Origin of the sequence: Amycolatopsis sp. lyj-109 (genome assembly GCF_046548995.1) — a bacterium.
In the GTDB taxonomy this organism is placed as follows: Bacteria; Actinomycetota; Actinomycetes; order Mycobacteriales; family Pseudonocardiaceae; genus Amycolatopsis.
The window spans coordinates 12,417-24,816 of the sequence record NZ_JAJPWR010000028.1 but is presented as its reverse complement, the minus strand read 5'-3'; the positions used below and the strand labels follow the sequence as shown (position 1 = coordinate 24,816).

10 protein-coding genes are annotated in these 12,400 nt (G+C 70.8%); 5 read left to right on the top strand and 5 right to left on the bottom strand.

The window, feature by feature from the left end; all coding sequences use genetic code 11:
• Window positions 1–5 precede the first annotated feature (5 nt).
• Window positions 6–629 (top strand): TetR/AcrR family transcriptional regulator, encoded by a 624-nt coding sequence (locus ACLJQF_RS40570; RefSeq protein ID WP_410615613.1) that lies wholly within the window; start codon window positions 6–8, stop codon window positions 627–629.
• Between the two features lie 6 nt (window positions 630–635).
• On the opposite strand, the gene ACLJQF_RS40565 is transcribed toward ACLJQF_RS40570, so the two are convergent.
• A complete protein-coding gene (locus ACLJQF_RS40565) occupies window positions 636–800 on the bottom strand; it encodes a hypothetical protein (protein ID WP_410615612.1) in 165 nt (54 codons plus the stop codon).
• 161 nt (window positions 801–961) lie between these two features.
• A complete protein-coding gene (locus ACLJQF_RS40560; protein ID WP_410615611.1) occupies window positions 962–3,160 on the bottom strand; it encodes a tetratricopeptide repeat protein in 2,199 nt (732 codons plus the stop codon).
• Between the two features lie 379 nt (window positions 3,161–3,539).
• On the opposite strand from ACLJQF_RS40560, the gene ACLJQF_RS40555 reads away from it, so the two are divergent.
• Both ACLJQF_RS40555 and ACLJQF_RS40550 read left to right on the top strand, forming a co-directional pair.
• On the top strand, window positions 3,540–4,523 hold the full coding sequence (locus tag ACLJQF_RS40555) for a hypothetical protein (protein WP_410615610.1): 984 nt from the start codon (window positions 3,540–3,542) through the stop codon (window positions 4,521–4,523).
• Between the two features lie 184 nt (window positions 4,524–4,707).
• Window positions 4,708–5,550, top strand: a complete 843-nt coding sequence (locus tag ACLJQF_RS40550) for an ion transporter (RefSeq protein WP_410615609.1) — start codon at window positions 4,708–4,710, stop codon at window positions 5,548–5,550.
• Here ACLJQF_RS40550 and ACLJQF_RS40545 read toward each other — a convergent pair.
• Complete coding sequence (locus tag ACLJQF_RS40545) at window positions 5,539–6,228, bottom strand: MerR family transcriptional regulator (protein ID WP_410615608.1); 690 nt, start codon at window positions 6,226–6,228, stop codon at window positions 5,539–5,541. The genes ACLJQF_RS40550 and ACLJQF_RS40545 overlap by 12 nt on opposite strands.
• A 29-nt stretch (window positions 6,229–6,257) precedes the next feature.
• Here ACLJQF_RS40545 and ACLJQF_RS40540 point away from each other — a divergent pair, with 29 nt between their 5' ends.
• A complete protein-coding gene (locus ACLJQF_RS40540; protein ID WP_410615607.1) occupies window positions 6,258–7,253 on the top strand; it encodes an erythromycin esterase family protein in 996 nt (331 codons plus the stop codon).
• A 108-nt stretch (window positions 7,254–7,361) separates the two neighbouring features.
• Here the strand turns inward: ACLJQF_RS40540 and ACLJQF_RS40535 are convergent, their stop codons facing one another.
• A complete protein-coding gene (locus tag ACLJQF_RS40535; RefSeq protein ID WP_410615606.1) occupies window positions 7,362–9,686 on the bottom strand; it encodes a chitobiase/beta-hexosaminidase C-terminal domain-containing protein in 2,325 nt (774 codons plus the stop codon).
• Between the two features lie 266 nt (window positions 9,687–9,952).
• Between ACLJQF_RS40535 and ACLJQF_RS40530 the strand changes: the two genes are divergently transcribed.
• A complete protein-coding gene (locus ACLJQF_RS40530; protein ID WP_410615605.1) occupies window positions 9,953–11,185 on the top strand; it encodes a peptidase S8 in 1,233 nt (410 codons plus the stop codon).
• On the opposite strand, the gene ACLJQF_RS40525 is transcribed toward ACLJQF_RS40530, so the two are convergent.
• Window positions 11,174–12,337, bottom strand: coding sequence for a DUF2716 domain-containing protein (locus ACLJQF_RS40525; protein ID WP_410615604.1), 1,164 nt, complete (start codon window positions 12,335–12,337; stop codon window positions 11,174–11,176). The genes ACLJQF_RS40530 and ACLJQF_RS40525 overlap by 12 nt on opposite strands.
• Between the last annotated feature and the right edge of the window lie 63 nt (window positions 12,338–12,400).

Below are 12,400 nucleotides of genomic sequence, written 5' to 3'. Positions count from 1 at the left end.
GCGGCGTGACCGCGTCGAAGCCCCGCCGTTCGCCGAAGCCGCAGGAGCGTCAGCGGGATCCGGAGCGCACCCGGCGGCTGATCCTGGAGGCGGCGGGCGCGGAGTTCGCGGCGAAGGGCTACGCCGGCGCGCGGATCGCGGCGATCGCGGCGCGGGCCGGGGTGAACCAGCAGCTGATCTCGTACTACTTCGACGGCAAAGAAGGCCTGTACCGGGCGATGTCGGAAGGGTGGGGGCAGCGGCAGAGCGAGCTGATGGCGCCGGACCTGCCGCTGTCCGAACAGGTGCGGCGGATGGCGCTGGAGGCGCCGGCCAACCGCGACGGCGTCCGGTTGCTGGCGTGGTCCGGCCTGGAGTACGAGGGCCCGGACACCGACCCCGACCACGCGCCGCGCTCGCAGCGCCTGACGGGGACGGTGGAGCAGATCGGCGCCCTGAAGGCCGAGGGCCGCCTGCCGGACTGGGTCGACCCGGAGTGCCTGACGGTGCTGCTGATGGCGGCGGCGATGGCCCCGGTGACGCTGCCGCACGTGGTGGACGGATTGACCGGGACCGGCGCGGACTCGCCCGAGTTCGTCCGGCGGTACGCCGACCAGCTGGCCAGGCTGATCGAGCACCTGGGGCCGTGACGGCGCTCAGTGCGTGACGGGCTCGGCGGTGGCGGTGGACATGGCGGGGCCGGAGCCGGGCGTGCTTTCCGGCGCGGCCGGCCCGGCGAGTGCCAGCCCGGCGACCAGTGCCAGCGCGACGATGCCCAGGGCGGTGCGGACGAGGGCGGAAAGGGAACAGACGACCATCATGGCAGGCTCCTCGGAATTCCCCGCTCAACGGGATTTTGTGGATTTCGCGGTGTCGGCGAAATTCGTTCTGCTTTGATGGTGCGCGCCGGAAGTGGGGTGCGACAAGGCGTTTCCCGTTACCTGAACCGGCTTTCCCCCGGGGAAACCCCCGGCCGGTGGCGCTACTCCGCGAACGCCGGCCGGTTCCGGTATTCGGCCTCGCCGAGCACCGCCGGGTCGAGCGTCACCCGGTACGCGGCCGCCTCCGCCCACCAGCGATCCGCTTCCGTCCGGTCTCCGCGGGCGGCCGCGGTGTTTCCCAGGCCCGTCAACGCCCGGGCCCGCTCGTACTCGCTGCCCGCGTCGTCGGCCACCTCGGCCGCCCGGTGGTAACCGCGCGTGGCCTCTTCCCAGCGGCCCGCGCGGAAGTGGATCCAGGCCTCGCAACTGGCCGACATCGCCCGGTCGACCGGCAATTGGGCGAGCCCGGCCGCCTCCTGCGCCGCGGCCAGCGCCTCGGGAAACCGGTCCAAGGCCACCGAAGCGAGCGCGATGCCGCGCAGCGCGATGACCACGTTCCGGGTGCGGCCGGTCCGGCGGTAGACGGCCAGCACCGTCGTCAGATCGGCCAGGGCCGGCTCGGCCTCGCCGCGGTACAGGCGCGCCCACGCCAGGCTGGACAGCGCGTCGATCGTGCCTCGGTCGTCGCGGGCCAGCGCGAACTGCTCCTGCGCCTGCTGGTGGAAGCGGACCGCGTCGTCGGCGCGGCCCGACTCGATGTAAGCCATGCCTAGGTTGTTGAGGATCATGCCGGTCGCACTCGGGTCGCCGGCCGCGCGCGCGGCTTCGAGTGCGCACTCGTGCGTCCGGATCCAGGGCTCGAACAGCTTCTCGCGGAAGAAGAACGCGCGGAGCACGAACGCGAGTTGCCAGCAGCGGTCCGGCAGCCCGTGCCGGGCCGCGGATTCGACGATGTCGGCGAGCGTCGGCCACTGTGCGCCCAGCCAGGCGAGGGCGCTCTCGGCGTCCGAGAAGGGCACGGCGGCCGGTGCCGGCAGGCCGGTGGGCGGGCGGAACCGGTAGGGCTCGGCGAGCTCGTCGGCCGCCACCGTCAGCGCGACGAGGTGCTCGACCAGCCGGCGTACGGCGACTTCGCGGTCGTCCGGTTCCACCTGGGGAAGGGCGTGCTTCGCCGCGAAGGTGCGCATCAGGTCGTGGAGTTCGACGTACCCCCGTTCGTCGCGGACGACCAGGTGGGCGTCGTGCAGCCGGTCGACCAGCCGGTCCGTTTCGCCCGGGTCGAGACCGGCGAGCGCTTCGACGGCGCTGGTTTCCGCGGCGGCCGCCGGGTGCAGGGCGAGCAACCCGAGCAGCCGCCGCTGGTCGCCGGGCAGGGCTTCGTACGAGACGGCGAACGCGGTGGCGACGCTTCGCTCGCCGTCCTCCAGCGCGCCGAGCCGGGTGGTTTCGTCGGCCAGCCGGTCGCGCAGCTTCGCCGCCGTCCAGCCGCCGGCCGTGAACCGGGCGGCCACGATCCGGACCGCGAGCGGCAACTGGCCGCAGTGCCGGACGATCTCGGTCGCCACGTCGTCGTCGGCCGGTGCGTGGTCGCCGGCGACGGACCGCAGCAGTCGCACGGAGTCGCCCAGCGGCAGCACCCCGACCGGGAAGTGCCAGGCGTCGTCGAGTGCGGGCAGCCGGCCGCGGCTGGTCACCAGGATCCGCGACGACGTCTCGCCGTCGGCGATGGCCCGGATCTGTTCGGCGGACCGGACGTTGTCGAGCACGAGGATCATCCGCCGCCCGCGCAGCTGGTCGCGGACGAGGTTGGCCAGGCCGTCTTCGTCGACGGGGAGCTGATCGGCCGAGACGTCCAGCAGGCACAGCAGCCGGTGCAGGGCTTCGCAGGACGAGAGCTCGACGGCCCCGGGGGTGTGCCCCCGGAGGTCGAAGAACAGGCAGCCGTCCGGGAACGTGCCCGCGACCTGCCGGGCCGCGGCGACGGCCAGTGCCGTCTTGCCGGCTCCCGCCATTCCGTGCACCACGCCGACCCGGGCCTCGTCCGGGCCGAGGAGCAGCGCGGAAAGCGCTTCTAGTTCGGTTTCGCGGCCGACGAAGTACCGGCCGCTGTCCGGCAGCCCGACGATGCCACCGGCGCTGCGGCGCGCGGGGAATGCCGATTCCGCGACGAGGGCGAGCAGTTCTCCGCCGGCCCCCAGTGCCTGGTCGCAGGCCTTGGCGAGGTCCCGGTTCACGCGGGCCTTGCCGTTCTCCACCTTGCTGAGGTAGCCCTTGGTGAAATGGACGGACGCTGCGAGTCCGGTCAGTGACATGCCGACCGACATCCGTCGACGCTTCAATTCCGCTCCAAAGTCCGGCATGGCTCGATCATCCTGTAATCAGCGAACGGGGGGAAGGTCTGCCGGCGGCCCGGGCCCGCCGGCGACGTGCTGGTCAGCCCAGCAGGGAGACCAGCTGGCCGAGCACGATGACGAGGTGCGTGTGCATCGCGTTCCCCTTTCCGGATCGCCGTCGCCGCGGTCAATTCAGCGGCGACTTACTTGGTTGCCGAAGGATTCCGGCACACCAAGCTTGACCCGGCGAATTGTCCGGCGACAGACGTTTCCCGTTGCCTCTCAAAGGAAATCGCTGACCTGCACGGTTTCCCGGATCCGGAAACAACGGAAACAGGCGACGGCGTCGTGGAGTGCCGCGAAGGTGGGTAGACTTCCACGCAACGACCAAGACGGAGGTGACGGCTTGGCTCAGAAGGCGGCCGAAGCGAAGATCAACGCGCTCTCAGCGGAGTTGAAACTGCTTCGCAAGGGGCTCGGCATCCAAGCGAAGAACCTGCCTGCGCTCATCGGGGAACAGTTGCGCGAAGTGTGCGGTGTCCAGGAAGACGACACCCCGGGAACGGTTCGCGGCAAGGTGGTCGAAACGCTTCGCCGGTTGATCGAAAGCCTGTCCGAATCGCACCGGCGGACGGCGCGGATCGTGCTGGGCTTCGGCACCGGCGCGAACGAGCGCTACACCCAGCGCCTCGCACTGCTGGGCACGGGAGCCGACCGGAACGTCCGCACGATGCAGCGCCGCGCCGATGACGTCATCTACCTGATCGCCGAGGCCGCGTACGGGGACCCGTCGCCGTACGGGGTGTCCGCCATCAGCGACGACGGCCCGTGGCACACGTCGGCACTGGCGGTCCGGCTGACCTTGACGGGGGTGGCCGCCGCCGAGGTCTTCGAGACGCGCCGGGTGGTCAGTCACGTGGCCGGCCTCGCCGACGTCGAGCACGCGATCTCGCTGGCCCGCCCGGCCAGCACCACCGGCCAGCCGGACCTTTCGGATTTCGGCATCGACGTCGTCGCCGGCGGCGAAGTGCATTCCGTGCGGATGGTCAGCTCGTCCCGGGTCGCCTTCAGCCTGCGCCCGCCGCAGCCGCTGGACGCGGGCGACGAGCACGAGTTCTTCTTCCGCATCCGGGTCGACGAGCTGCCGTCGCCGTTCTACTGCTGCACGCCGGAGTTCCCGTGCCAGAGCTTCGACCTCAACGTCCGGTTCGACCGGCGGCAGCCACCGCAGCGCGTCTGGCGCATCGACGGCGAGTTCTCCAAGGACGCCCAGGATCCGCTGACCGCGCGCAAGCCGCTCTTCCTCGACAACGCGGGCGAGGTCCACACCGGCTTCCGCGACCTGCGGCCGGCGAGGTCCTACGGGGTGGGCTGGCAGCCCGCTTCTTGAACCGCCAGCCGCTTCCCCGGGAGCCGGAGCGAACCGGCGGTGCGGTGTGCGCTCCATGCTCCTCCTCGCCGTGACCGCCGGTGTCCACGATGCCGTATCGGGCGGAGCTGCGACGCGACAAAAACACGACACTTCGAGCGCCGTCCGGACCGGCTGATCAGCCGCGTCCGTGCCATCATCGGGCATGGTCACCACTGAACCCGAGCTCAACAGCGGGGTGCTGCCCGGGAACGTGCGCGCCGACGACTGGATCATGCTCGTGCTCGCCGCCGGGTCGGTCGGGTTGCTGGGGTTCATGGTGCTCAGCCCGCCCGCGCGGGACGTCGGGCTCATCATCTTCTACGTCGACTGCGGGATCTGCGGGATCTTCCTGCTCGAGTTCTTGTTGCGGTGGCGGAAACGGCGGTGGGCCAGGAAGTTCCTCGTGCGCAACTGGTACGAGCTGTTCGCCATGATCCCGGTCGCGCACCCCGCGATGACCGCGCACAAGTTCGTCAGCGTCGTGCTGCTGCTGGTGCGGATCGGACGAGCCGCGGACCGGGCCGTCGGCGAGCAGTTCACCTACCGGCTCGTCGACAAGCTCTCCGAACCGATCGTGAAGGCGATCAAGAAGCCGATCACCGTCGCGGTGCTCGACGAGGTCGTCAAGGTGCTGGAAACCGGCAACTACCCGGAAAACCTGGCCAAGTCGCTCGGGGCGCACAAGGACGAGCTGCGCTCGATCATCGCCGAGAAGATCGCCGCGGACCCGCAGCTCGGGAAGCTCAAGCGGCTGCCGTTCCACGACGAGATCGTGCGGGCCTGCGTCGACACCTCGTTCCGCGTGCTGCTCGAAGTCCTCCTCGACCCGCGGATCGACGACTTCTTCTCCGCCGTGGTCCGCGACAACCGCGAGCAGATCCGGCTGGCCGTGCAGCTCGGGCTCAACGAGATCGACGACGAAAACGAGGAAAAGGCGCTGCCGGTGCGCACCCAGCGCGCCGCCGCGCACGAGTACGACCGGCTGCACCCGGGTTCACGACCGTGAGGCCAGGTACGCGCTGAGCAGGGCGGCCGCGTCGAGCATCGCCAGGCCACGGGCGGTCAGCCGGTCCCGCCAGGTCGCGAGCGCCTCGGCCAGTGAGTCCGTGCCGCCCGCGGTGCGGACCTGCGCGACCACCGTCGCGATGTGGGCCAGCGGGTAGCCGCCCCGGCGGAGCAGGTGGGCGAGTTCCGCGTCCCGGATGTCGGCCGCCCGGAAGACCCGGTAGCCGGTCGCCCGGTCGCGCTCGGGGCGCAGGATGTCCGCGCGTTCCCAGGCGCGCACGGTCGCCGCGGTGACGCCGAGCCGGTGCGCGAGTTCGCCGATCGACCAGCCGGTGGTGGCCGGTCCGGGTGCCGTCCCGGTGGTCAGCGACCCGATCGCGGTGCGGACCGTGTTGAGGGTTTCGCGGTCCCGGAGCAGCTGCTCGTGGCCGCGGTCGACGAGGGTCAGCGCGCGGGCGAGGTCGCCGTCGTTGACGGCGTGCATGATGCCGCCGGCTGTCGCGTGCCCGTAGGCCGGGACCAGCGCCAGGAACGCCCGGAGTGCTCTCGCGTGCGCCTCCGTGTAAACCCGGTAGCCGCTCGGGGTGCGCGCGGCCGGCGGGAGGAAGCCGTCCTGTTCGTAGTTGCGGACCGCCTGCGTGGAGATACCGTGCTCGCGGGCGAGGTCCGCAGGTCTCAACCGAGTCTTCAAGGATACGATTCAACCACATGGACGTCACCGACTTCACCGCCGAACTGCTCGCGCTGGGCGAGCCGACGCACTTCGAGCCGGCCTGCGCACGGCTCCGCAACGACCTCTTCGCCCAGCTCGCCGAGCACGGCTTCCGGTCGATCGCGCTGGAGACCGACCGCGTCGCCGCCCTCGACGGCGGCTTCTCGCACGACCTGGGCGAAGTGGCCGCCAACCGGCAGCTGCTCGACTGGCTGCGCGAGTACAACGAGACCGCCGAAGAACCGCTGGCCTGCCACGGCTTCGACGCCCCGGCCGAGATGTTCAGCGCCCCCAGCCCGCGCACCTACCTCGAGCACGTCCGCGACTACCTGGGCTTCGACGCCGACATCGCCGCGCTGACCGGCGACGACGAGCGGTGGAGCCGGTCCGAGGCGATCCTCGACCCGGACCGGTCGCCCGGGGCCGCCGCGGAAGCCCGTGAACTGCGGGTCATTGCCGACGACCTGCTCGTCGCCCTGCACGCCCAGGCACCGCGGCTGGACACGGCTTGGTGGCGGGCCCAGGCCAACGCCACCGCCGGCCGCGGCCTGCTGCGCTACCACGCGGCGTCGGCCCGGCCCGGTGACCGCGACACGCGGATCGCGCGGCTGGCGGGGATGCGCGCGGTGCTCATGGCCGAGAACCTCCTCGACATCCGGGCCATCGAGGCCCGCCGCGGCCCGACGCTGGTGTTCGCACACAACGGCCACCTGCAACGCTCGGGGTCGGGCACGGGCGCGATCGTCGGAGCACTGCTCGGCGAGCGGTACGCCTTCATCGCCGGCAGCCTCGGCCACAGCGAAGCGATCGGCCTCGGCGAGCCGGCGCCGGACACCTACGAAGGCCTGCTGCAGCACGGCACGAAGACCTGGAAACTGACCGCCGACCTCCCGGCCGGTCGCAAGCGCACCGACACCAAACCCGAACGCGGCTACTTCGGCCTCGACGCCGACGTGCTCGACGGCGCCGCCGCGGTGTGGCACATCGCCTGACCGCGGCGGGCCCCAAGCGCCCCAATGTGGCCTTCGGTGCGTCTGACGCACCCAAGGCGGCCTTCGGTGCGTCAGACGCAACCAAGGCCGCCTTGGGGCGCTCGGGGGTTACGGGTAGCTGACCAGGTTGACCGGCACCGTGCCCGAAGGTGTCACGCCGCCGGTGTCGTTGATGACGTGCGTGATCGTGCCGCGGTAGTTGAGCGACACCGTCAGCAGGCTGTGGAACCGCACGCCGGAGTTGTTCGGCACCTCGAACGCGTGGTAGCTGGACACCGCCGGGTTCGTGTCGAAGAAGCAGTAACTCCCGAGTCCCCAAGCCTCATGGGACGTCACGTTCGACGCGACCTTGTACGCGGCATACCCGGCGACGCCCGATGGCGCGTTCCACGACGCCTGGTTCGGCACGTCGTAGGGCATCTCGTTCTGGAAGAAAATCGTCCGGCCGCCCTGGCCGTTCCAGATCACCTGGTACTTCTGGTAGTGCTCGACGAACAGGCCGGTGGCCAGCACGTTCACGCCGTTGACGACGAGCCCGGTGTCGGCCGTGTTGGTGTTCCAGCCGTACGTGCCCGCGTTGCCGTGGTCGGCGCGCCACGCCCAGATGTGGTCGATGATCGTGTTCGCGCTGTTGACGATCAGGCTGTTCGTCGCCTTGCCCGCGATCGCACCGCCGATCCGGAAGAACACGTCCTGGACCGTCGTCGGGTTCGACGCGTGCGACGCCGACGAGCCGGACTGGCCGACCGTCAGCAGCGCCTGCGAGTTCGTCGTGCCCGCGTCGAAGAGCAGGCCCTTGAGCCGGACGCCGTCCACATCGGACACCTGCATCGCGTTGACGCCGTTGTCGGGCACCAGCGTCGGGTAGCCGATGCCGAGGATGGTGGTGTTCGCCTTGGTCACGTTGAGGGTCTGGTTGAGGTGGTAGACGCCCGGCGTGAAGAACAGGTTGCAGCCCGCGGCGAGGGCGTTGTTGATCGAGGCGGCCGTGTCACCGGACTTGACGACGTAGAACTGGCTCATCGGCGCCGACGTACCCGGGGTGCTGCCGTTCGCCCAGCTCGGGCCGGACGCGTTCGTGCGCAGGGACGGCAGGAAGACGCGGTACTTGCCGGTGCCGTCGACGTAGAGGTAGGGCACGTCGCGGGAGACCGGGGTGGTCGCCAGCGTGGTCTCCGGCGGGTTCGGGAACGTGTTCGCCGGCGCGCCGCCGGTACCGGAGAAGACCATGTTCCAGACGCCGCCGTTCCAGCTGCCGAGCTGCGAGTCGCGGGTGTACCACTGCTGCTGCGAGACCGACGCGGCCTGGCCGGCCACCTTCGTGTCGGCGATGTAGCCGCCGCTGGCAAAGCCGTAGCTCGCCGGGTACAGCTGCAGCCCGCCGCGGACGTCCATCCGGCGGAACGGCGCGGCCTGCGCCACCGCCCAGCGCTCGTTGCCGCCGGACGGGTTGACCGCCATGTTCTCCGCCGAGCGCCAGAAGTTCTGCAGCGCGACGCCGTTGTCGGAGGCGTTGAAGGCGTCGACGGTGACGTCACCGTTGATCAGCACGTCCCCGGGGTTCTGGCCGAGCCCGGCCACCGAGGTGTAGAAGCCGACGTTGTCGTGCACGTTGTTGTAGGTACCCGGCTTGAACAGGTGCGCGACCCGCCGGTCCGCCATCTGCGCGGTCAGCGTGTCCTTCTGGTTGGCGAAGTCCGTGTCCAGCTGCGCCTGGATCGTCGCCGCCGGCATGCCCGGGTCGAAGATCCGCACGTTCGAACCGAAGTTCGGGGTGTCGGACTGCGCCGGGCAGCCCGCCTGGGTGCCGATCGTGTAGGTCGCGCTCGACACCGGGGACGTCGTCGAGCCGGACTTCAGCGCGATCGCGTTGACCGTGCGGGAGTCCGGGACGCTGATCGGTCCACTGTAGAGCGTCGAGGACGCGGTGGGCGTCGAGCCGTCCACGGTGTACCGGATGGTCGCACCGGAGGTGGCGCTGCTGATCGTCACCGTCTGGGCGGACGAGTACGTGCCGCCGGGCGGGCTGAACGTCGGCGCCGCGACCGTCGACGTGCCGCCGCCGACGGTGTAGCTGAAGTGCGGGGTATCGTACTGCGGGCCGCTCTTCTCGTAGGTGAACCAGTAGTCGAGGACGTTTCCGCTGCTCAGGCCGTTGACTCCGGCCCGCCAGGTGCCGGAGCCGTTGGTCATCCGGACGTTCTGCTGGCCGACGCCGGGGACGCCGGTGTAGTGGACGTCCACGTACAGCGCCGGGGTCGTCGGGGTGAAGCTGATCTGCACCTGACTGGCGCTGGGCTGGGTGACGCTCTGGGTGTAGTCGTCCGCGGCCAGCGCGGCCGGGGCGCTCAGCCCGGCTGCCACCAGCACTGCCGAGGCGACGAGCGCGAGGCCCGGGCCGCGTCGTCGTAACTTGTCCAAGGTCCGGTTCACGCCGTGACACCTCCGCCGTTGGGGATCCACGAGGTATTTGTTGCCAGTCGCAACAAAGTAGCTCCCACTCAGCGAGGCTTCGATCACTTTTTGATAACACTTGTCTGGACCAATACGCAAACGGGTGAGCCGGTTCGTCACTCTTCGTCGGATTGCGGCCACGGTGGGCGAATGACTGAACCGAGAAACATTCTTCCGACGGGTGACCTCGACCGGGTGACATGCGACGATCCGCTGCCACCTCGTCCCCTACCGAGGAGTAGGCCATGGCGTCTCCACGGGTGTTCCGGTCCCTCGTCGTCCTCTCCCTGATCGCGGCTCCGCTGACGGTGGCCACGACCTCGACCGCCGAAGCCGCGTCGCTGCAGAGCGGCGGCATCGTCAACTTCGGCTGCGCCACCTCCGGCAAGTTCCACTGCCTCGGCAAGGCGATCCGGTCGCCGAAGGGCAACGGCCCGCTGGTCGTCTCGACGCCGGTCGGCTACGGACCGGCCGAGATCCAAGCCGCGTACAACCTCGGCGGACTGCACGCGAACGGCCGCACGGTGGCCATTGTGGACGCTCAGGACGCGCCGACCGCGGAGGCCGACCTGGCCAAGTTCCGGTCGGCGCGCGGACTTTCGCCGTGCACGACGGCCAACGGCTGCTTCAAGAAGGTCAACCAGAACGGCGCGGCGAGCCCGCTGCCCGCGCCCGACTACGGCTGGGCCGAGGAGATCAGCCTCGACCTCGACGCGGTGTCGGCGACCTGCCCGGACTGCCACATCCTGCTGGTCGAAGCGAACACCCCGGACACCGACCCGCTGATGACGGCGGTCGACACGGCCGCGGCGACACCGGGCGTGGTGGCGATCTCCAACAGCTACGGCGGCGCCGAGGACTCGACGATCCTCGCCGCGGACGCGCACCTGAACCACCCGGGCATCGCGGTCACGGCCTCCTCGGGCGACTCCGGCTACGGCGTCAGCTGGCCGGCCTCCTCGCCGTACGTCACGGCGGTCGGCGGCACGACGCTGAAGAAGGCGGCGACCACCACCCGCGGCTGGACCGAAACGGCGTGGAACGGCAGCGGCAGCGGGTGTTCGACCCTGGAGGCGAAACCGTCCTGGCAGCACGACACAGCCTGCGCGAAGCGGACGGTCGCGGACGTCTCGGCGGTCGCGGACCCGGCCACCGGGCTCGGCGTGTACGACACGTACAACAGCTGCGGCAGCTCGTCGTGGTGCGACTTCCTGCTGTCGCTGGGCCTGGCCCAGGGCGCGGACGGCTGGGTGCAGGTCGGCGGCACGAGCCTGTCGTCCCCGGTGATCGCGAGCGTGTACGCGCTGGCGGGCAACTCGGTGACGTCGGGTTCGTACCCGTACGCGCACACCGGCGGGCTGTACGACGTGACGTCGGGCTCGAACGGCAGCTGCGGCGGGACGTACCTGTGCACCGCGGGCGCCGGCTACGACGGGCCGACCGGGCTCGGCACGCCGAACGGGACGTCAGGGTTCTGAGCGGCGGATCGGGTTGCCGAGCGCCGCGGTCAGTTCCGGGTCGATCCGGGTGAGCAGGTCGCCGAAGACGCAGACCGTCTCCTCCCACGGGTGCCCGAAAGTGCCCAGGCGGAGGTCTCGGGTCAGGTAGCTGTGGTAATCCCCGTCCGGGAAGACGGCGCCGGGCCAGCGAGGTCCGGTGCCGTCGACCCGCGCGGGGTCGAAGCGGTAGCCGACGTGGTGCCAGTCGAGCCAGTACAGCTCCTCGCCCGGCTCGACGGACTCGCGGAGTCCCTTGTGGACGATGTCGGACAGCGCGTCCAGCTGTGGGTCGTCGAGGTCGCCGACGTGCCAGGTCGCCGAGCCGGGTGGTTCGGTGATGCCGGGGAACGCCCGGGTGCCGGGCCGGAAGGCGAACTCCCCGGAGAAGCGCGCCCAGATGTCGTGGTGCTCCGGCTCCGCCAACAGCCGCCGGACCGGCCGGGTCCGCGCGGGTTCGCCGGGTGATGGCAGGTGGTAGCGGGTGACCGCGGTGATCGCCCGCATGCCGGCCGCTTCGAAGGCAGCCCGCAGGTCGCCGGTGGCTTCCGCGAGCAGGAACCGCACGTCCCGGTGCGGTCCGGCGAGCCGCCAGTCGTGGGCGACGAGCCTGGTGGCGAAGCCGGGGTCGGTGACCCCGCCGACCACCATGAACTCCCCGAGTTCTTCCAGCCAGGCGGCGCGATCGCCGTCGAGGACGACCTCGGCCGATCGGCGCAGGTGGGCGGCGTCGGCGAGGAACTCCGGGAACGGGCGGTGGTGCGGGCCGGTCTTCGCGGCCAGTTCCGCAACCCGCTGGTGCCCGGCCCAGTCGTGGCCGACCACGGGGAGCGCCGTGGTGTCCGTCCCGATCGGACAGCTGAGCACCGCACGTTCCGGCTCCGCCGCGAAGCCTGCGGCGACCAGGATCTCGGCGAGCCGGGCGTCGCCGTACACCGGCCAGACCACCGGCTCGGTGCGCTGCGCGAAGGCCTCGACCTGCCGGAACACCAGCGCTTCGAGGTCGCCCTCGGGCAGCGGCCCGTGACTCACCTCGCCGTGGGTGCCGTAGTGGGTTCGTACCACCGGGCCGTCGCGCTCGATCACCGCGCCCACGGGTGGGAGCTGCGACCGGCGGTTCAGTGCGTCGTTCACGAGACCGATCATCCCCGGTCGGGTGACGTTCGTGCAGCGCGTTTTCGCCGGTCGGCCCGCGGG

Bases quoted from the DNA above. Each gene is read 5' to 3' on its own strand.
- ACLJQF_RS40540 (WP_410615607.1), top strand. From the start codon at position 6,258: ATGGACGTCACCGACTTCACCGCCGAACTGCTCGCGCTGGGCGAGCCG.
- ACLJQF_RS40560 (WP_410615611.1), bottom strand. From the start codon at position 3,160: ATGCCGGACTTTGGAGCGGAATTGAAGCGTCGACGGATGTCGGTCGGC.
- ACLJQF_RS40530 (WP_410615605.1), top strand. From the start codon at position 9,953: ATGGCGTCTCCACGGGTGTTCCGGTCCCTCGTCGTCCTCTCCCTGATC.
- ACLJQF_RS40565 (WP_410615612.1), bottom strand. From the start codon at position 800: ATGATGGTCGTCTGTTCCCTTTCCGCCCTCGTCCGCACCGCCCTGGGC.
- ACLJQF_RS40550 (WP_410615609.1), top strand. From the start codon at position 4,708: ATGGTCACCACTGAACCCGAGCTCAACAGCGGGGTGCTGCCCGGGAAC.